Annotated in this window: 27 protein-coding genes; 1 reads left to right on the plus strand and 26 read right to left on the minus strand. The window is 61.5% G+C overall.

What is annotated here, in order from left to right:
• Positions 1–78: 78 nt before the first annotated feature.
• A complete protein-coding gene (locus tag RGUI_RS06090; RefSeq protein ID WP_081532232.1) occupies positions 79–669 on the minus strand; it encodes an acyl-homoserine-lactone synthase in 591 nt (196 codons plus the stop codon).
• 55 nt (positions 670–724) lie between these two features.
• Positions 725–1336, minus strand: a complete 612-nt coding sequence (locus tag RGUI_RS06095) for an autoinducer binding domain-containing protein (RefSeq protein ID WP_081532233.1) — start codon at positions 1334–1336, stop codon at positions 725–727.
• Between the two features lie 140 nt (positions 1337–1476).
• Between RGUI_RS06095 and RGUI_RS21125 the strand changes: the two genes are divergently transcribed.
• Positions 1477–1635 carry a hypothetical protein gene (locus tag RGUI_RS21125; protein ID WP_156882884.1) on the plus strand — a complete coding sequence of 53 codons (159 nt, stop codon included), beginning with the start codon at positions 1477–1479 and terminating at the stop codon, positions 1633–1635.
• 104 nt (positions 1636–1739) lie between these two features.
• Here the strand turns inward: RGUI_RS21125 and rplQ are convergent, their stop codons facing one another.
• The 24 genes from rplQ to rpsS all read right to left on the minus strand — a co-directional run bounded on the left by rplQ (position 1740) and on the right by rpsS (position 16911).
• Entirely contained in the window at positions 1740–2159 is a 420-nt protein-coding gene (rplQ, locus tag RGUI_RS06100) for a 50S ribosomal protein L17 (protein ID WP_081532234.1), read from the minus strand.
• 166 nt (positions 2160–2325) lie between these two features.
• A complete protein-coding gene (locus tag RGUI_RS06105) occupies positions 2326–3342 on the minus strand; it encodes a DNA-directed RNA polymerase subunit alpha (protein ID WP_081532235.1) in 1017 nt (338 codons plus the stop codon).
• 113 nt (positions 3343–3455) lie between these two features.
• Entirely contained in the window at positions 3456–3848 is a 393-nt protein-coding gene (gene rpsK, locus RGUI_RS06110) for a 30S ribosomal protein S11 (RefSeq protein ID WP_081532236.1), read from the minus strand.
• Positions 3849–3863: 15 nt separating this feature from the next.
• Positions 3864–4232, minus strand: coding sequence for a 30S ribosomal protein S13 (gene rpsM / locus RGUI_RS06115; RefSeq protein WP_081532237.1), 369 nt, complete (start codon positions 4230–4232; stop codon positions 3864–3866).
• A gap of 223 nt (positions 4233–4455) precedes the next feature.
• Positions 4456–6609, minus strand: a complete 2154-nt coding sequence (locus RGUI_RS06120) for an EAL domain-containing protein (RefSeq protein WP_081532238.1) — start codon at positions 6607–6609, stop codon at positions 4456–4458.
• Between the two features lie 102 nt (positions 6610–6711).
• Positions 6712–7290, minus strand: a complete 579-nt coding sequence (locus tag RGUI_RS06125) for an adenylate kinase (RefSeq protein WP_081532239.1) — start codon at positions 7288–7290, stop codon at positions 6712–6714.
• Positions 7287–8645, minus strand: coding sequence for a preprotein translocase subunit SecY (secY, locus tag RGUI_RS06130; RefSeq protein ID WP_081532240.1), 1359 nt, complete (start codon positions 8643–8645; stop codon positions 7287–7289). The genes RGUI_RS06125 and secY overlap by 4 nt, the downstream gene beginning before the upstream one ends.
• Before the next feature lie 106 nt (positions 8646–8751).
• Positions 8752–9228: a 50S ribosomal protein L15 gene (gene rplO, locus RGUI_RS06135; protein ID WP_081532241.1), complete on the minus strand. Its 477-nt coding sequence runs from the start codon at positions 9226–9228 to the stop codon at positions 8752–8754.
• 541 nt (positions 9229–9769) lie between these two features.
• Entirely contained in the window at positions 9770–10459 is a 690-nt protein-coding gene (locus RGUI_RS06140) for a VPLPA-CTERM sorting domain-containing protein (protein WP_172841091.1), read from the minus strand.
• Positions 10460–10675: 216 nt separating this feature from the next.
• Complete coding sequence (gene rpmD / locus RGUI_RS06145; RefSeq protein WP_081532243.1) at positions 10676–10864, minus strand: 50S ribosomal protein L30; 189 nt, start codon at positions 10862–10864, stop codon at positions 10676–10678.
• A 12-nt stretch (positions 10865–10876) separates the two neighbouring features.
• Positions 10877–11455 (minus strand): 30S ribosomal protein S5, encoded by a 579-nt coding sequence (rpsE, locus tag RGUI_RS06150; RefSeq protein WP_081532244.1) that lies wholly within the window; start codon positions 11453–11455, stop codon positions 10877–10879.
• Positions 11456–11466: 11 nt separating this feature from the next.
• Positions 11467–11826 (minus strand): 50S ribosomal protein L18, encoded by a 360-nt coding sequence (gene rplR, locus RGUI_RS06155; RefSeq protein WP_081532245.1) that lies wholly within the window; start codon positions 11824–11826, stop codon positions 11467–11469.
• Positions 11827–11837: 11 nt separating this feature from the next.
• The gene (rplF, locus tag RGUI_RS06160) at positions 11838–12371 is read right to left on the minus strand and encodes a 50S ribosomal protein L6 (RefSeq protein ID WP_081532246.1); all 534 of its coding nucleotides are present in this window, start codon (positions 12369–12371) and stop codon (positions 11838–11840) included.
• Positions 12372–12382: 11 nt separating this feature from the next.
• Positions 12383–12781 (minus strand): 30S ribosomal protein S8, encoded by a 399-nt coding sequence (gene rpsH / locus RGUI_RS06165; RefSeq protein WP_172841092.1) that lies wholly within the window; start codon positions 12779–12781, stop codon positions 12383–12385.
• A gap of 12 nt (positions 12782–12793) precedes the next feature.
• A complete protein-coding gene (gene rpsN / locus RGUI_RS06170; RefSeq protein ID WP_081532247.1) occupies positions 12794–13099 on the minus strand; it encodes a 30S ribosomal protein S14 in 306 nt (101 codons plus the stop codon).
• Positions 13100–13120: 21 nt separating this feature from the next.
• Entirely contained in the window at positions 13121–13684 is a 564-nt protein-coding gene (gene rplE / locus RGUI_RS06175) for a 50S ribosomal protein L5 (protein WP_081532248.1), read from the minus strand.
• Positions 13677–13991 (minus strand): 50S ribosomal protein L24, encoded by a 315-nt coding sequence (gene rplX, locus RGUI_RS06180; RefSeq protein ID WP_081532249.1) that lies wholly within the window; start codon positions 13989–13991, stop codon positions 13677–13679. Before rplX ends, rplE begins: the two co-directional genes overlap by 8 nt.
• 1 nt (position 13992) lies before the next feature.
• Positions 13993–14361, minus strand: a complete 369-nt coding sequence (rplN, locus tag RGUI_RS06185; RefSeq protein WP_039523372.1) for a 50S ribosomal protein L14 — start codon at positions 14359–14361, stop codon at positions 13993–13995.
• Positions 14362–14429: 68 nt separating this feature from the next.
• On the minus strand, positions 14430–14663 hold the full coding sequence (gene rpsQ, locus RGUI_RS06190; protein ID WP_081532250.1) for a 30S ribosomal protein S17: 234 nt from the start codon (positions 14661–14663) through the stop codon (positions 14430–14432).
• Between the two features lie 15 nt (positions 14664–14678).
• Positions 14679–14879 (minus strand): 50S ribosomal protein L29, encoded by a 201-nt coding sequence (gene rpmC / locus RGUI_RS06195; RefSeq protein ID WP_081532251.1) that lies wholly within the window; start codon positions 14877–14879, stop codon positions 14679–14681.
• A 225-nt stretch (positions 14880–15104) separates the two neighbouring features.
• Positions 15105–15518 carry a 50S ribosomal protein L16 gene (gene rplP / locus RGUI_RS06200; RefSeq protein WP_081532252.1) on the minus strand — a complete coding sequence of 138 codons (414 nt, stop codon included), beginning with the start codon at positions 15516–15518 and terminating at the stop codon, positions 15105–15107.
• A gap of 12 nt (positions 15519–15530) precedes the next feature.
• The gene (rpsC, locus tag RGUI_RS06205) at positions 15531–16247 is read right to left on the minus strand and encodes a 30S ribosomal protein S3 (protein ID WP_081532253.1); all 717 of its coding nucleotides are present in this window, start codon (positions 16245–16247) and stop codon (positions 15531–15533) included.
• Positions 16247–16627, minus strand: coding sequence for a 50S ribosomal protein L22 (gene rplV / locus RGUI_RS06210; protein WP_081532254.1), 381 nt, complete (start codon positions 16625–16627; stop codon positions 16247–16249). The genes rpsC and rplV overlap by 1 nt, the downstream gene beginning before the upstream one ends.
• A gap of 5 nt (positions 16628–16632) precedes the next feature.
• Positions 16633–16911: a 30S ribosomal protein S19 gene (rpsS, locus tag RGUI_RS06215; protein WP_081532255.1), complete on the minus strand. Its 279-nt coding sequence runs from the start codon at positions 16909–16911 to the stop codon at positions 16633–16635.
• Positions 16912–16914: the final 3 nt, after the last annotated feature.

Below are 16914 nucleotides of genomic sequence, written 5' to 3' on the forward strand. Positions count from 1 at the left end.
ACAGCGGTATATGGGCGGCGGGACCTGATTTCAAAGGCAACGTCGGCCCCCCGCCACAAGGGCGGGGGGTTCGATAACTCAGTGCAGGTTCGGGGCGAAGTTCATCGCGACGACCTGATTGTTCAACCCGTCGATCTGCATCACCGGGCCCAACGCCTCCATGTCGATGCCGACCCGCTGGTGCCAGTGGCGCCAGTTGGCATTCAACAACGCGAGACATTGGGTCGCGCCCAGCGTCCGGGCCGCGCGCGCGATCTCCTGGACGAGGTTGAAATAGATCGGGCGCCGCTGCGCGAGAGGCACCCGCTGCGTCACGAACAGTCGCGAGCTTTCCCAGACGGTCTCGGAGACGGGGGCTTCGCAGTCAAGCAACTCCCGCGGGATCGTGTCGAGAAGACCCAGTTGGGCGTCCCGTATCATGTAGCTGTAGACCCCGCACCGCGCGGTCGTAGGCGTCAACCGAAGCCCGGCCAACACCTGCCCAACCTGGTCATGCACGACGACCCAGCGGCTTGCCGGGGTGTCGTACTGGTCGTATTCCATGCCCAGGGCCTCGGGTAGGTCCCACTTGTTGCGGCCGATGAACGTTTCGCGTCTTGCGCGAAGCATGTTTGCGAAAAGCTCTCCATAGTTGTGAAGATTCTCGAAAGAAAGAGTTGTGGTCTGCATTTGAGCCTCCTGCAGGGATATCGTTGAGTGTGAACCTTGCGGGGGGCGACTGCAGTCACAGCAGTCTGTAGTCCTTTGCGCGCTGAATGGCTTCTGCCGTCGTGCGCGCCATCAGTCGGTCTCGCGCAGATGCGAGACGGGCCTTCAGCGCGCTCTCCGATATGCCTAGCTTACAAGCTGCTGCCGCATGCCGGTCACCCTCCGCAATGCATCGCAGCGCTTCGACCTGAGCTTTGGTAAGCTTTTGCGGTGGCTCGGTCATGTCGTGAAGACGACGCACGAGGGCTTCGATCATTTCGATCTCGGAATCCTCGAATTCCCGATCTGCTCGTGCCACGCTGGCAATTGTCCTGGAGGTGATCGGCCCACAGGAGATCGTCGCGCCGTACTTGAGCCCGAATCGCGCGGCATCCGCGAAGATGCCGAACGGGTCCGGGATCTTTTGGTTGCTCCACCGTGTTGCTCCGGTGGTTGCAAAGCCCCATGCGACCGTCGGATCGCGCAGGACATACCCATGTTCGGTATAGTGGTTCAGCCACTCTTGATCGTATGTCTGAAAGGTCATTATCGGCGAGGTGACACGGATATGGAGGCCGATATGGTACCCCATCGGTGACAAAGCCTCTAAGGCCCGCAACTCTCTATCAAACACCGACTTCTCGAACATGCCTTTTTAGACAAGTTGATCCAAATGCCGTCAACCTTAAATTGAGACGCAGGAGGTGAACGCCTCTGTCGGTCTCGGCACAGTGTAGTTTATAGGAGTATCCAGTGCGGGCAATACACCCAACTCTGTTCAACCGTGTGATGCAACTTCCTGCCGGCATTCGGGCAGAAATTCTTGAGTTCATAGGTTCAGCGTCCATTGGGGACGCGGAAGTGGAACGGATGCTGAACGACGTTTCGGTTTCGCTGGATGACAAGGGGGAAAAGGTCATCGAGCGGCGCCCCATTTATGACGCCTGAGAGCGGCTGGGCATAGCGCCATTTCAGGCACAGTGCCCACTGAAATGAAAACGGCCCCGCCACAAAAGCGGGGCCGTTTTTTTAATCATCCGATGGGCTAGAAATCAGCCTTCCAGGGTCTCTTCAGCCTCAAGGCGGGCACGGTCTGCGGCCCCCTTGGCATCGGGGTCGCGATCGACGAATTCAACAATCGCCATCGGCGCCATGTCACCGTAGCGGAAGCCGGCCTTCAGCACCCGGACATAGCCGCCGGGACGTTCGGCGTAGCGTGGGCCGAGAACGTCAAACAGCTTGGCCACATGGGCGTCCTGTTTCAGCCGCGAGGCCGCCTGGCGGCGGGCATGCAGGTCGCCGCGCTTGGCCAGCGTGACCAGCTTGTCGGCAATGCGCTTGAGCTCTTTGGCCTTGGGCAGCGTCGTCTTGATCTGTTCATGTTCGATGAGCGATCCGGCCATGTTGGCGAACAGGGCCTTGCGGTGCTCATGCGTGCGATTGAGGCGGCGATAGCCGCGAGCGTGACGCATCTGTCTTCTCCATCTTTGCCCTCTACGGGCGGTTTTGCTTTGTCTGGCCGGCGATGCGTGTCACCGACTCTCCTTGGGGCCCGCCCCGGACCGGTCCGGGGCCTAGACCCTATCTTGCGCCATCTGGCGCGGGTTCCGGGCTGTGGCCCGGGATAGGGCCAGAGCCCTAGAACTGGTCCTCGAACTTCTTGGCCAGATCCTCGATGTTCTCCGGCGGCCATTCCTCGACATCCATGCCGAGATGCAGCCCCATGCCGGACAGCACTTCCTTGATCTCGTTCAGCGACTTGCGGCCGAAGTTCGGGGTGCGCAGCATCTCCGCCTCGGTCTTCTGGATCAGGTCGCCGATATAGACGATGTTGTCGTTCTTCAGGCAGTTGGCCGACCGGACGGAAAGCTCCAGCTCGTCCACCTTCTTCAGCAGCAGCGGGTTGAATTCCAGCCCGTCATCCTCTGCCTCGCGGCCGGCCGATTCCGGTTCCTCGAAGTTGACGAAGATCGACAACTGATCCTGCAGGATACGGGCCGCGAAGGCGACCGCATCGTCAGGTGTCAGCGACCCGTCGGTTTCGACCTTCATCGTCAGTTTGTCGTAGTCGAGCACCTGGCCTTCCCGCGTCGGCTGCACGTCATAGGCAACCTTCTTGATCGGCGAGTAGATCGCGTCGATCGGGATGAGGCCGATGGGCGAATCCTCGGGGCGGTTCTTGTCCGCGGCGACATAGCCTTTGCCCGTATTCACGGTCAGTTCCATGAACAGGTCGGCCCCGTCGTCGAGATGGCAGATCACGTGGTCGCGGTTCAGAACCTCGATCCCGGCGGTTTCGGAGATATCGCCGGCGGTCACAACGCCCGGCCCCTTGGCCGAGACCGACAACCGTTTCGGCCCCTCGACCTCCATCCGCAATGCGACGCCCTTGAGGTTGAGCACGATATCGGTGACGTCTTCGCGCACCCCGGCAACCGAGGAGAATTCATGCAGGACGTTGTCGATCTGGACAGAGGTGATCGCCGCCCCCTGAAGCGAGCTCATCAAAACCCGACGCAGCGCATTGCCGAGGGTCAGGCCGAATCCCCGTTCAAGCGGCTCGGCAATGACGGTGGCCTGACGCGCGGGATCGTTGCCCGGCTTGATATCAAGCTGCGTGGGCTTGATCAGTTCCTGCCAGTTCTTGTGGATCATGGATGTCTCCTCAATTCCTGCCCACCGCCCATGTCCGAAGCGGCAGACGCCCGAGGGTAAAACGACATGGCTGGGCCGCGCGCAAAGCACGGCCCAGCTGAATGTTGTAGAATTCAGACCCGGCGGCGTTTCGGCGGGCGGCAGCCGTTATGGGCAATCGGCGTCACGTCGCGAATCGAAGTGATGTTGAAACCGATCGCGGCCAGGGCGCGCAACGCGCTCTCACGGCCAGAGCCGGGGCCCTGCACCTCGACCTCAAGGGTCTTCACGCCATGTTCCTGCGCCTTGCGTCCGGCATCTTCGGCGGCCATCTGCGCGGCATAAGGGGTCGACTTGCGCGAGCCCTTGAACCCCATGGTGCCGGCGGACGACCACGAAATGGCGTTGCCCTGCACGTCGGAGATCAGGATCTTGGTGTTGTTGAAGGACGAGTTCACATGCGCCACGCCTGCGGCGATGTTCTTGCGTTCCTTGCGGCGGGTACGGGTGGTCTTTTCGCGTGCCATATCTTGTACCCTCCCTTATTTCTTCTTGCCGGCGATGGGCTTGGCGGGGCCCTTGCGGGTGCGCGCATTGGTGTGGGTCCGCTGACCGCGCACGGGCAGGTTGCGGCGATGACGCAGGCCACGATAGCAGCCCAGATCCATCAGGCGCTTGATGTTCATCTGCACTTCGCGGCGCAGGTCGCCTTCGACGGTCAGGGTTGCGTCGATATGTTCGCGGATCGCCAGCACCTCGGCATCCGAGAGGTCGTTGACGCGGCGAGTCCGGTCGATTCCGACCGCCTCGCAAATCTGCTCGGCCGAAGCCGGGCCAATGCCATGAATATAGGTGAGTGCGATGGGCACCCGTTTCCCCGTGGGGATGTTGACGCCAGCGATTCGTGCCAAGTTCAGTATCCTTTTCGTTGCGAGCCCGTAGTGCCAGGCCCTTTTTTCACAACATCGGTCCGCGAGCATGTGCCGGCAGGCCTGCGTTGATCAGGTGATCCGCAGAACAGCATTGCTGTCCCGCAACAGAAATTCCATTGCAGAGGTGCGAGGCGTATGAAGATTCGGAAAGGGCGTCAAGCCCCGTTTTGGGGCAAGATCAATAAAAATGCCCGGGCGTGACTCAGGCGACGCCGGCGGCCATTCCCGATGCCGAAAGATAACCGACCAAGCCACCGATCGCCATAGGTTCTGCGAAATGAAATCCCTGCAGCACCGAACAGCCCTCTTCCCGCGCCAGGCGCGCATGCTCTTCGGTCTCGACGCCCTCGGCGGTCACCGAAATGCCCAGCGTGTCCCCGATTTCGACCATAAGCCGGAACAGCCGCCGTCGCCGATCGTCGGTGACCGCGGGTTCCAGCAAGCTGCGGTCGGTCTTGAGCCGGTCGGGCGCCACCCGCACAAGCCCCATGATCGAGGCATGGCCCGTTCCGAAATCGTCGATCTCGATGCCAATCCCCCGCTCGCGCAGCGCCTCCAGCGTCCAGAGCGTGCGCTGGTCGCTGTCATCCAGAAAGGTCGATTCCACCAGTTCGAAACTCAACGCGTCCTTCGGGATTTCCAGCGCATCGATTTCGTCGATCAGGTCAGGCGTACGCAACCGGCGCGACGAGACGTTCACAGAGAGCCGAGGCGGGACGCAGCCCGCGGCGATCAGGCGCGCACGATCTTCCAGGACCGTTTCGAGAACCCGCCGATCCATCTGCGCTTCAAGGTTCAACTCGCGCGTAAGCGCCAGAAACTGGTCCGGTCCGATCAGGCCTTCGGTCGGATGCTGCCAGCGCACCAGGGCTTCGGCCCCGACAACAGACCCGGTCTCGGCACAGATTTGCGGCTGGTAGAAGCATTTGAATTGCCCATGTTCGAGTGCGATGTTGAATTCGTCCGACAGAACCTTTCTGCGACGGGTCTGCGCGGCCAGTTCCGGGGTAAAGGCCTGCACGCCGTTCCGCCCCTCTGCCTTGACACGATAGAGCGCGATATCGGCCTGAACCATCAGTTCCGATAGGTCGAAGGGCGGCTCGCGCTGGAGAGCATAGCCGATCGACACACCGAACCGGCATTCCGCCGCGCCAAAGGTCACCGGCCGCCCAATGCTTGTCAGCAGCCGGTGGGCAAAGACGTCAACAAAGGTGCCATCTTTTCGCAGGATCAGGGCCACGGTGAATTCGTCGCCGCCGATCCGCGCGGCAAAGCTGTTCGGCCCCAGCATCGCCTGTAGCCGGTCGGTCACAGCCTGCAACACGGCATCGCCAGCCGCGTGCCCCAGCGTGTCGTTGATCTCCTTGAAATGGTCGAGGTCGAGATGCATCAGGCCGATGCCCTTGCCAATCGTCTCGGCCTCGCGCGCCATGCGGGCCAATGCCTCCTCCAAACCGCGTCGGTTGGGCAGGCCGGTCAGGGGGTCGTGGACAGCAGCGATCTTGATCTCGCGGCGCGAGCGTTCCAGATCGAGACGTTGACGCCGTTCGTCGGTCACGTCGCGTTCCACCATGATGAACCGTGTGGGCCAACCATCCTGATCGCGCTGGACGGTTACGCGCAGATGGGTCCAGTACTCGGTCCCGTCCCGGGCGGTGTTATGCACTTCGGCATCTTCGAAATCGCCGTCCTCGATGGCCTTCGCGGCCATTTCCTCTGCCGTGTAGCGCTCGCTCTTCTTTGCCAGCAGGTCGGAATGGAGCGCGCCGCGGACCGCGGCCATGGGGAACCCTGTCTTCGCGACGAACGCGTCGTTGGCCCAAAGGATCCGGAAATCCGTATCGGTGATGGTGATCATGTCCTGCGCGTATTCCGCGACGGCGGCGACACCGGCCAACTGGATCCGCTCTTCCTGCATCTTGAGTTCCGAGGCCTTGAGCGCGGCATTCCGCTCGGCCAGGTCGTTTTCCCGCCGAACCCGGTCGGTCACATCCCAATGGGTCGACACCCAATAACTGACCATGCCCGAAGGGTCCTTCACCGGGGTGAGCGTCAGATCTGCATGATAGGGGTCGCCGTCGCGTCGGTGGTAAACGACCAGAATATTGCAGGGGATCGCCGCCTCAACCGCTGCCTCGATCTTTTCAATCGCGGCCGGCTCGGTCGCTTCTCCGTACAAGATGTCGGGGCATAGGCCGCGGATGTCGTCCAGGCTATATCCGGTCAGGTTGGTGAAGGCCTGATTGCACCATACGATCTCGCGCTTTCTTGGATCAGCCGCCGCCGCACGGGTGATCAGGATGCTGTCGCTCGTATAAGCGCCGATATTCCGGATTATCGCGTCAAACTGCACCATACGCTCCGTCTCAGGCACACTCTTGGCCCAACGGGTTAGCGCGTCCAGATTGACGGAAGGTTTCGTCCCGCCCGGGAACAGGCCCGGGCGGACGTCGTCAGCTTAGCCGTTCAGGATATCGGCGATGCTGGCCGCCACCTGATCCATTGCCGCCATGCCGTCAACCGACCGCAGGTCGCCCTTGGCATGGTAGTAGCCGATCAGCGGCGAGGTCTGCTTGTAGTAGGCCATCAGGCGGGTCTTCATCGCCTCGGCATTGTCATCGGCGCGAACCGGCTGGCCCGCGGCCTCGGCCTCCTTGGCGCGGTTGACGACGCGCTGCACCAGCGTCTCGTCATCGACCTTCAATTCGATCACCACGTCCAGCGGTGCGCCCATCTTGTCCAGCAGTTCGCCCAGCGCATCGGCCTGTGCCAGCGTGCGGGGGAAGCCGTCGAAGATGAACCCGCCGGCGGCGCCCGCCTCCAGCTTCTCGGCGATCAGGCCAATCACGATCTCATCGGTGACAAGGTCACCGCGGTCCATGACTTCGGCCACCTTCTTGCCCATCTCGGTGCCAGAGCTGCGCGCCTCGCGCAGCATGTCGCCGGTCGACAGCTGGACCATGCCGCGTTCGTCCACCAGTTTTTTGGCCTGGGTTCCCTTGCCAGCCCCCGGGGGGCCAAGAAGAATGATGTTCATCGGCGAGCTGTCCCTTTTCGTTTGCTCTTGGTCTTCCGCCTGAGCTGAGATTTTTCGATCAGTCCTTCATACTGGTGAGCCAGCAGGTGCGACTGAATTTGCTGGATTGTATCCATCGTGACCGACACGACAATCAGCACGGATGTCCCGCCGAAGTAGAACGGGATCTGAAGCTGGGAGCGCATGATTTCCGGCAGCATGCAGACCAGCGCCAGATAGGCCGAGCCCAGCACCAGCACGCGGTTGACCACGTATTCGAGGTATTCCTCGGTCCGCTTGCCCGGCCGGATGCCCGGGATGAAACCGTTCTGGTTCTTCAGGTTCTCGGCCACGTCATCGACCTTGAAGGCGACGTTGAACGTGTAGAAATACGTGAAGAAGACGATCATCGACGAGAAGAACAGCAGGTAGAGCGGCTGTCCCGGCCCGAAATAGGCAAGGATCGTCGACATCACCGGTCCGGTCTGGCTGCCCGAGAAGGTCGAGATCGTCGTCGGCAGCAGCAGGAGCGACGAGGCGAAGATCGCAGGGATCACACCGGCGGGGTTCACCTTCACCGGCAGATGGCTCGACCCGCCATCATACACCTTCATCCCCACTTGCCGTCGCGGATACTGGATATGGATCTTTCGCAAGGCCCGTTCCATGAACACCACGAAGCCGATCACCGCCACGACCATCACGAAGACCACGAGGATGACGAGGGGCGAAATGGCGCCCGTCCGGCCCTGGCTCAGGAACGATGCAAGCGCAGCAGGGACCTCGGCGATGATGCCCACGAAGATGATCAGCGAGATCCCGTTGCCGACGCCGCGCGCAGTGATCTGTTCGCCCAGCCACATCAGGAACATCGTGCCACCGACAATGGTGATGACGGTCGAGGCGCGGAAGAACCAGCCGGGATCAGAGGCCAGCCCCCCGGCCTCAAGGCTGACGGCCAGACCGTAGGCCTGGAACGTGGCCAGTGCCACGGTGCCGTAGCGGGTGTACTGGTTGATCTTCTTGCGGCCCTGTTCGCCTTCTTTCTTCAGCTGTTCAAGCTGCGGCACCATGGCGGTCAGAAGCTGCACGATGATCGAGGCCGAGATATACGGCATGATCCCAAGTGCAAAGATCCCCATCCGCCCCAGCGCGCCGCCGGTGAACATCGACAGGATACCGCCAAGGCCGGCCGCAGCCTGCTCCATGAAGGCGCGCAACTCGGCCCCGTCGATCCCGGGCACGGGAATATAGGTGCCAAGGCGATAGATGATCAAAAGCCCGAGGGTGAAGAGAATCCGCTGACGCAGCTCGGTGGCCTTGCCGAAGGCCCCCCAGCTCATGTTTGCGGCCATTTGCTCTGCTGCAGATGCCATGCTGAGCCTCTTGTAAGGACAGCGCCGCCGAAACCGTTTTCCGGCTCGGCGGCGCTAGGGAAAACTTGACGGAGATGTAAGCGGCAAGCGCGCCGCCCACAACCGTTTATTCGGTCGCTGCGGCCGGTGCGGCGATCTTGAGGGATCCGCCGGTCTTCTCGACCGCCTCAATCGCGGACTTCGACGCGCCGGTCACGTCAAGCGTGACCTTGGCGGTCAGATCGCCCTTGGCGAGGATGCGCACGCCGTCCAGCTTGCGGCGGACGAGGCCAGAGGCAACCAGCACGTCCTCGGTGATCGGCTGGCCCGCGTCGATCTTGCCGGCATCGATGAATTTCTGGACAAGGCCCAGATTGACCACGGCATACTGCTTGCGGTTGGGCTTGTTGAAGCCACGCTTGGGCAGACGCTGGTAAAGCGGCATCTGGCCGCCTTCGTAGCCGTTGATGGCCACGCCCGAGCGGGATTTCTGACCCTTGATCCCGCGGCCGCCCATCTTGCCCTTGCCCGAACCCGGGCCGCGGCCGATGCGTTTGGCTCTTTTCGCCGCGCCTTCGTTGTCGCGGAGTTCATTCAGTTTCATGTCGCTTCTCCTTGGCCGGACGCGCCCCCGAAGCGAGATGGGACGGCCACGGCGTTTCTTGGTTTTTCTACGTCATTGGCAGGGAGTCGCATCCCAATGCCACCCGCGGCGTATAGGGCTTTGCCCGAAACGATGCAAGCGCTCTGATGTAAGGTCTTGCGCAGGGCCGAAAGCCGGCCGGCAGCCCCCCTCCGATCCGGTACGCCGCTGACTGCAGCCCCCTGAAAACACGTGGCCCCGGCGCGAGCCGGGGCTGTTCAACAGGCCTGCGCGATAGCGCAAGGGCCGCGGGTCTAAGCCGAGCAGTCTCTGCTCAGGTCCGCCGGTCTGTATCGTGCAGATAGTCGGCCCAGTAGGGCACGGGGCCGTCGTTCCAGATTGTCCGGGCACGACGGGCGATGGCGCGCATTGCGGTATTGACAGTCATCATGGCAAACCTCCGTAAAGTGCCATTTTATACGGCAGATTGTATACGCCTTTTCTAAACAGACCGCTAACGACACCATGGCATTACCGGCATGTGCCTGGTGCATTAAGAGCATCAGGCCGTGACGGCCTCCCCGGCTTCACGTCGGCGCAACGCAGCCAGAGCACCCAAGCCGGTTAGTGCGAGCGGCAAGCCAGCGGGAACAGGCACCGGCGCCACCTCCTCCAAGCTGACCGACATGCCAGTAAGGTCATAGGCGAAAAAACCGTCAGCGGACTCGAAGAACCCCCGCGCAAACACCGAATTGCCGAAATACGGTCGCGAAGCTTCAACATCCGACAAATCGAGGCTGTTCATCAGAATGAAGGAAAAGCCGAGCGACGGATCTGCGCCAATCAAGTTCTCCGACTGCATCTCGAAGGTAAAATGGTAGAAGCCGTCGACCCCATCGAGGAAAATGTAAGAAAATGTATCGTTCGGACCGGTTGGATTGTCGTCGATCGCGCGAAAATTGATGCGTGCGTCAACGGTATTCGGCGCGATCAAGGGGCGAGAAGTCGATGTGATCCCGTTCAAGGTAATCTCTGAACGGGTACGCGTTGCATTCAGGCCCGCAGGTTCTGTGATGTTGATGAGCCCGAGTTTCCGATCACGATTTCCCGGCTCAAGTGGCAAAAACGGATCATTGTCGGCACTGAATGTTGCGTTCAGATCAATCTCGAACCGCCCTGTCACGATATTGTCCGGATCAGGCGCTGTCGCGAAGTTTCCTGTCAGGCTATGTGCCGTTCCTGTAAAATCCAAGACGACCGTGTCTGCCTGCGCCTGCGCAGTAATTACGACAGAACACAACGCTCCGAGGCAACTAGCCCGAACTCTTTCCACGACATCCCTCCCCGTCAATATTGGCGGAAAGGTTCGCACGTTGATCGAGCCCACGCAAGGCGAATTGGAATAATCAAAAACGCAAAACGCCCCGGCACTAGGGCCGGGGCGTTCCGTTTCCGATTGCGCGGTATATCAGCCGCGCTCTTCGATGATCTCGACCAGATGCGGGATCTTGGCGACCATGCCGCGGATCGACGGCGTGTCTTCCAGTTCCCGGGTCTTGTGCATCTTGTTGAGCCCCAGACCGATCAGGATCTTGCGCTGAACGGCCGGGCGGCGGATGGGGGAACCCACCTGCTTGACGACGATGGTTTTTGCCATGTCTTTCGCTCCTTACGCTTCGGCCGGCGCATCGGCGGCGGCATCCTGCACGGGCGCATCGTCCTTGCGCAGGATATCGGCCACCTTCTTGCCGCGACGCTGCGCAACCTGCCGGGGAGAGCTTTCCTTGGTCAGCCCGTCCAGCGTTGCGCGGATCATGTTGTAGGGGTTCTGCGACCCGATGGACTTGGCCACCACGTCCTGAACGCCCAACATCTCGAACACGGCGCGCATCGGACCACCGGCGATGATGCCGGTACCTTGCGGGGCAGTGCGCATCACGACGCGGCCCGCACCGTGGCGGCCCTCGATGTCATGGTGCAGCGTCCGACCCTCGCGCAGCGGCACGCGCATCAGGTTGCGCTTGGCCTGTTCGGTGGCCTTGCGGATCGCCTCGGGCACCTCTTTCGCCTTGCCCTTGCCGAAGCCCACGCGGCCCTTCTGATCGCCGACGACCACGAGTGCCGCAAAACCGAAGCGCTTGCCGCCCTTCACGGTCTTGGACACGCGGTTGATCGCCACGAGACGATCGGCGAATTCCGGGGTTTCGTCGCGGTCGCGGCGGTCCCGGCGATTGTCTTCTCTTGCCATCTCTCGTCTCCTCAGAACTTCAGGCCGCCCTCGCGGGCCGCATCGGCAAGCGCCTTGACCTTGCCGTGGAAGAGGAATCCGCCCCGGTCAAAGTAGCACTCTTCCACGCCAGCCGCCTTGGCACGCTCGGCAATCGCCGCGCCAACCTTGGCGGCGGCCTCGACGTTGTTCTTGCCGACGACGCCAAGATCCTTCTCCAGCGAGGAGGCCGCGGCGAGCGTCTTGCCCTGAACATCGTCGATCAGCTGCACGCTGATGTTCTTGTTGCTGCGATGCACGCTCAGGCGCACGCGCCCGGCATTCATCTTGCGAAGCTTGTTCCGAACGCGCAGGCGGCGTTTCAGGAACAGTTGTCTTTTGCTGTTTGCCATCTGTCGCGCCCTTACTTCTTCTTGCCTTCCTTACGGAAGATGAACTCGCCCTTGTAGCGGATACCCTTGCCCTTGTAGGGCTCGGGGCTGCGCCACTCGCGGATATTGGCCGCGACCTGACCGACGAGCTGCTGATCCGCACCTTCGATCACGATCTCGGTCTGTTTGGGGGCCGTGACCGTGACGCCCTGGGGCACGTCGAAGTTCACCTCGTGGGAATAGCCGAGGTTCAGCTTCAGCGTGTTGCCCTGCATCTGGGCCCGATAGCCGACGCCCTGGATTTCAAGCTCTTTCTTGAACCCCTCGGTCACGCCCTTCACGAGGTTCGCAACCATCGTGCGCGACATGCCCCATTGCTGGCGCGCCCGCTTGGACGACCCGCGCGGGGTCACGGTGACGGTGTTGTCCTCAACCGTGAGGGTCACGTCATCCGTGGCGGTGAAGTTCCGGGTACCCTTGGGCCCCTTCACCTCGATGGTCTGGCCGGAGACGGATGCGGAGACACCCGACGGCAGCTCGACCGGTTTCTTACCAATACGAGACATTCCGACCTCCCTTAGAACACCTGGCAGAGCACTTCGCCGCCAACATTGGCAGACCGTGCCGCTGCATCGGACATCACGCCCTTGGACGTCGAAACGATGGAAACGCCCAGGCCCTGACGGACCTGCGGGATTTCCTTCACGCTCATATAGACGCGACGGCCGGGCTTGGAGACGCGGCGCAGTTCGCGGATCACGGGCTCGCCTTCGTAGTATTTCAGGCTGACTTCCAGTTCCGGCAGACCACGGCCGCCTTCGACCGTTTCATAGCCGCGGATGTAGCCTTCGTCTTTCAGCACATCCAACACCCAGGCGCGCAGCTTGGAGGCCGGGGTACGGACCGTCGATTTGCCGCGCATCTGCGCGTTGCGGATGCGGGTCAGCATATCGCCGAGAGGATCGTTCACGGACATCTTTTCCCCTCCTTACCAGCTCGACTTGACCAGACCGGGGATCTGGCCCTTGGAGCCAAGTTCCCGCAGCATGATCCGCGAAACTTTAAGCTTGCGGTAATAGGCGTGAGGACGCCCGGTGAGCTGACAACGGTTGTGCAGCCGCGTCGCCGAGGAGTTGCGGGGCAGCTTGGCCAGCTTCAGCCGGGCCTTGAACCGCTCTTCCATCGGAAGGTCTTCGTTGTTCGCGATCTCTTTGAGCGCGGCACGCTTGGCGGCGTATTTCTCGACCAGGCGCTGACGCTTCTTCTCGCGTTCGACCATAGACTTCTTAGCCATGTGAAATTCTCCCTCCCGCGATCAGCTGTTGAACGGCATGTTGAAATGCTTCAACAGCGCCTTCGCTTCCGCGTCGGTTTTCGCGGTGGTGGCGATAACGATATCCATGCCCCAGACTTCGTCGACCTTGTCGTACTCGATCTCGGGGAACACGATATGTTCCTTGATGCCGGTCGCGTAGTTGCCGCGCCCGTCGAACGATTTGCCCGACACGCCGCGGAAGTCGCGGATGCGCGGCATCGCGATGGTGATCAGGCGGTCGAGGAATTCGTACATCCGGTCACCGCGCAGCGTGACCTTGGCACCAAGCGGCATGTCCTCGCGAACACGGAAGCCGGCGATCGACTTCTTGGCCTTGGTGATCACGGCCTGCTGACCGGCGATCAGCGTCAGGTCGCCCTGCGCCGACTTGGCTTTCTTGGAGTCGCGAACGGCCTCGGCCCCGCAGCCGATATTCAGGACGATCTTGTCCAGGCGCGGGATCATCATCTCGTTCTTGTAGGCGAATTCTTCCTTGAGCGCCGCCTTGATCCGATTGCGGTAGTCCGCCTTCAGACGCGGGGTATAGTTTGCAGCATCAAGCATCGATCACTTCCCCCGATTTCTTGGCGTAACGCACCTTCTTGCCGTCTTCCATGCGGAAGCCGACGCGGGTCGGGCCACCGTCCTTGGGATCGACGAGGGCGAGGTTCGACAGATCGATCGGCATCGCCTTGGCGATCCGGCCGCCCTGGCTCATCTGGCTTTGCTTCTGGTGGCGCACAGCGATGTTGATGCCTTCCACCACGGCCTTGCCGGCCTTGGGATCAACCGACTGGATGGTACCTTCGCGGCCCTTGTCCTTGCCGGCCAGCACGATGACCTTGTCGCCGCTTTTCAGTTTCGCAGCCATCTTACAGCACCTCCGGGGCGAGCGAGATGATCTTCATGAAGTTCTTGCCGCGCAACTCGCGAACCACCGGCCCGAAGATACGGGTGCCGATCGGCTCGTTGTTGTTGTTGAGGATGACGGCGGCGTTGCGATCAAAGCGGATCGCGGTACCGTCTTCGCGGCGAACCTCTTTGGCGGTGCGCACGACGACGGCCTTGCGCACGTCGCCTTTCTTCACGCGGCCGCGCGGGATGGCTTCCTTCACCGAGACGACGATGATGTCGCCGACGGAGGCGTATTTACGCTTGGAACCACCCAGGACCTTGATGCACTGCACCCGGCGTGCGCCGGAGTTGTCAGCGACATCCAGATTGGTCTGCATCTGGATCATGTGGTTTCTCCCGACCTTTGGGAACGATGTCCCAGGGTTTCGCTCAAACCGGGAAGTGAGCGCTCAGGTCAGACCTGGGCGATCACCTCCCAGCGTTTCGTCTTGGACTTCGGCGCGCATTCCTGAATGCGCACGGTGTCCCCAACCTGATACTGGTTGTTTTCATCGTGAGCCCGGTACTTCTTGGACTTACGGATGGTCTTTTGCATGACGGGGTGCTTGAACCGGCGTTCGACCGAGACGGTGACCGTCTGGTTGTTCTGATTGCTGGTCACGGTGCCTTGCAGGATACGTTTGGGCATACTGGTCGGACTCCGTTACTCTGCCGCCGCGCGGGCTTTTTCGTTCAGAACCGTCTTCACGCGGGCGACGTCGCGACGGACGGCACGCATGCGGGCGGTATTCTCAAGGGCGCCGGTCGCCTGCTGGAAGCGCAGGTTGAAGGCCTCTTTCTTGAGGCTCGTCAGCTGCTCGCGCAGCTCGTCGGGCGTCTTGTCTCTCAGTTCCTGGGCGTTCATCGCCTTGTTCCTTTCAACATCACCAGAGGGCCCCTTGGCTTGCGCACGGGTCACCCTGAGTCCGGTGGAGTTCATGGATGAGCGGCCCCTCTAAGCCCCCTACCCCGATAAAGCAAGCGTTATCTTGCCAATCCGGGCCGTAAACAGGTGAATCGGGCCGCGTAGGTCGTTTGGCAAAAGGCCCCGTCTTCAAACGGGGCCTTCGCAATCCTCTCGGAAGACCGATTACCAGTCTTCGCGGTGCACGATCCGCGTCTTGATCGGCAGCTTCATCGCGGCCAGACGCAGGGCCTCGCGCGCGACGACTTCCGACACGCCGTCGATTTCGAACATCACGCGGCCGGGCTTGACCTTGGCGGCCCAGAAGTCGACGGAGCCCTTACCTTTACCCATCCGAACCTCGGTCGGCTTCGACGACACAGGGGTGTCGGGGAAGATACGGATCCAGACACGGCCCTGACGTTTCATGTGACGCGTCATGGCACGGCGCGCGGCCTCGATCTGGCGCGCGGTGATCCGTTCGGGCTGGATGGCCTTCAGGCCGAAGGTCCCGAAGTTGAGGTCGAACCCGCCTTTTGCCTGACCGTGAATCCGGCCTTTGTGCATCTTGCGGAATTTCGTGCGCTTAGGTTGCAGCATCTCTCAAACTCCTCAGCGGTCGCGATCGCGGCGCGGGCGCGACGGGGCACCGCCGCCTTCCTGCAGTTCGGCCGTGCGACGGTCACGGGCACTGGGGTCGTGCTCCATGATCTCGCCCTTGAAGATCCAGACCTTGATCCCGATGATGCCATACGGCGTTTCGGCCTCGGCATGGGCATAGTCGATATCGGCGCGCAGCGTGTGCAGCGGCACCCGCCCCTCGCGATACCATTCGGTCCGCGCGATCTCGGCACCGCCAAGGCGGCCGGCAACGTTGACGCGGATGCCAAGGGCACCCATGCGCATCGCGTTCTGCACCGACCGCTTCATCGCGCGACGGAAGCTGACCCGGCGTTCCAGCTGCTGGGCGATGCTTTCGGCCACCAGTTGGGCATCGAGTTCGGGCTTCCGGACCTCGACGATGTTCAGGTGAAGCTCGCTGTCGGTCATGTTGGCAAGCTTCTTGCGCAGGGTTTCGATATCCGCGCCCTTCTTGCCGATGATCACGCCCGGACGTGCCGTGTGGATCGTGACGCGGCACTTCTTGTGCGGACGCTCGATGATCACGCGGCTGACGCCGGCCTGCTTGCATTCCTTGTGAACGAACTTCCGGATCTCCAGATCTTCCAGCAGAAGATCGCCATAATCCTTGGTGTCGGCATACCAGCGGCTGTCCCAGGTGCGGTTCACCTGCAGGCGCATGCCGATCGGATTGACCTTATGACCCATTACGCTTGCTCCTCGACCTGACGGACCTTGATGGTCAGTTCCGAAAACGGCTTGACGATCTTGCCGAACCGGCCGCGGGCACGCGGGCGACCGCGCTTCAGCGTCAGGTTCTTGCCGACATAGGCCTCGGCGACGATCAGCTCGTCGACATCCAGGTTATGGTTGTTCTCGGCGTTGGCGATGGCGGACTGAAGGCATTTCTTCACGTCCTCGGCGATCCGCTTCTTGGAGAAGGTCAGATCGGCCAGCGCACGTTCGACCGGCTTGCCACGGATCATCGCAGCCACCAGATTCAGCTTCTGAGGCGAAGTGCGAAGCATGCGGGCTTTCGCCATCGCTTCGTTCTCGGCCACGCGGCGGGGGTTCTTAGCCTTGCCCATGACGCTTACCTTTTCTTCGCTTTCTTGTCGGCTGCGTGACCGTAATAGGTCCGCGTCGGCGAGTATTCACCGAACTTCTGGCCGATCATGTCCTCGGACACCAGAACGGGGATGTGCTTGTGCCCGTTGTAAACGCCGAAGGTGAGGCCCACGAACTGGGGCAGGATGGTGGAGCGGCGCGACCAGATCTTGATGACCTCGTTGCGGCCCGACTCGCGGGCTTTCTCGGCCTTCTTGAGGACGTAAGAGTCGACAAAAGGGCCCTTCCAAACAGAACGTGCCATGGT

This window comes from Rhodovulum sp. P5 (genome assembly GCF_002079305.1).
Lineage (GTDB): Bacteria > Pseudomonadota > Alphaproteobacteria > Rhodobacterales > Rhodobacteraceae > Rhodovulum.

What these genes read in the sequence shown, in the direction of transcription:
- RGUI_RS06090 (WP_081532232.1), bottom strand. Translation starts at nt 669, where the DNA reads ATGCAGACCACAACTCTTTCTTTCGAGAATCTTCACAACTATGGAGAG.
- RGUI_RS06095 (WP_081532233.1), bottom strand. Translation starts at nt 1,336, where the DNA reads ATGTTCGAGAAGTCGGTGTTTGATAGAGAGTTGCGGGCCTTAGAGGCT.
- RGUI_RS21125 (WP_156882884.1), top strand. Translation starts at nt 1,477, where the DNA reads ATGCAACTTCCTGCCGGCATTCGGGCAGAAATTCTTGAGTTCATAGGT.
- rplQ (WP_081532234.1), bottom strand. Translation starts at nt 2,159, where the DNA reads ATGCGTCACGCTCGCGGCTATCGCCGCCTCAATCGCACGCATGAGCAC.
- RGUI_RS06105 (WP_081532235.1), bottom strand. Translation starts at nt 3,342, where the DNA reads ATGATCCACAAGAACTGGCAGGAACTGATCAAGCCCACGCAGCTTGAT.
- rpsK (WP_081532236.1), bottom strand. Translation starts at nt 3,848, where the DNA reads ATGGCACGCGAAAAGACCACCCGTACCCGCCGCAAGGAACGCAAGAAC.
- RGUI_RS06120 (WP_081532238.1), bottom strand. Translation starts at nt 6,609, where the DNA reads ATGGTGCAGTTTGACGCGATAATCCGGAATATCGGCGCTTATACGAGC.
- RGUI_RS06125 (WP_081532239.1), bottom strand. Translation starts at nt 7,290, where the DNA reads ATGAACATCATTCTTCTTGGCCCCCCGGGGGCTGGCAAGGGAACCCAG.
- secY (WP_081532240.1), bottom strand. Translation starts at nt 8,645, where the DNA reads ATGGCATCTGCAGCAGAGCAAATGGCCGCAAACATGAGCTGGGGGGCC.
- rplO (WP_081532241.1), bottom strand. Translation starts at nt 9,228, where the DNA reads ATGAAACTGAATGAACTCCGCGACAACGAAGGCGCGGCGAAAAGAGCC.
- rpmD (WP_081532243.1), bottom strand. Translation starts at nt 10,864, where the DNA reads ATGGCAAAAACCATCGTCGTCAAGCAGGTGGGTTCCCCCATCCGCCGC.
- rpsE (WP_081532244.1), bottom strand. Translation starts at nt 11,455, where the DNA reads ATGGCAAGAGAAGACAATCGCCGGGACCGCCGCGACCGCGACGAAACC.
- rplR (WP_081532245.1), bottom strand. Translation starts at nt 11,826, where the DNA reads ATGGCAAACAGCAAAAGACAACTGTTCCTGAAACGCCGCCTGCGCGTT.
- rplF (WP_081532246.1), bottom strand. Translation starts at nt 12,371, where the DNA reads ATGTCTCGTATTGGTAAGAAACCGGTCGAGCTGCCGTCGGGTGTCTCC.
- rpsH (WP_172841092.1), bottom strand. Translation starts at nt 12,781, where the DNA reads ATGTCCGTGAACGATCCTCTCGGCGATATGCTGACCCGCATCCGCAAC.
- rpsN (WP_081532247.1), bottom strand. Translation starts at nt 13,099, where the DNA reads ATGGCTAAGAAGTCTATGGTCGAACGCGAGAAGAAGCGTCAGCGCCTG.
- rplE (WP_081532248.1), bottom strand. Translation starts at nt 13,684, where the DNA reads ATGCTTGATGCTGCAAACTATACCCCGCGTCTGAAGGCGGACTACCGC.
- rplX (WP_081532249.1), bottom strand. Translation starts at nt 13,991, where the DNA reads ATGGCTGCGAAACTGAAAAGCGGCGACAAGGTCATCGTGCTGGCCGGC.
- rplN (WP_039523372.1), bottom strand. Translation starts at nt 14,361, where the DNA reads ATGATCCAGATGCAGACCAATCTGGATGTCGCTGACAACTCCGGCGCA.
- rpsQ (WP_081532250.1), bottom strand. Translation starts at nt 14,663, where the DNA reads ATGCCCAAACGTATCCTGCAAGGCACCGTGACCAGCAATCAGAACAAC.
- rpmC (WP_081532251.1), bottom strand. Translation starts at nt 14,879, where the DNA reads ATGAACGCCCAGGAACTGAGAGACAAGACGCCCGACGAGCTGCGCGAG.
- rplP (WP_081532252.1), bottom strand. Translation starts at nt 15,518, where the DNA reads ATGCTGCAACCTAAGCGCACGAAATTCCGCAAGATGCACAAAGGCCGG.
- rpsC (WP_081532253.1), bottom strand. Translation starts at nt 16,247, where the DNA reads ATGGGTCATAAGGTCAATCCGATCGGCATGCGCCTGCAGGTGAACCGC.
- rplV (WP_081532254.1), bottom strand. Translation starts at nt 16,627, where the DNA reads ATGGGCAAGGCTAAGAACCCCCGCCGCGTGGCCGAGAACGAAGCGATG.
- rpsS (WP_081532255.1), bottom strand. Translation starts at nt 16,911, where the DNA reads ATGGCACGTTCTGTTTGGAAGGGCCCTTTTGTCGACTCTTACGTCCTC.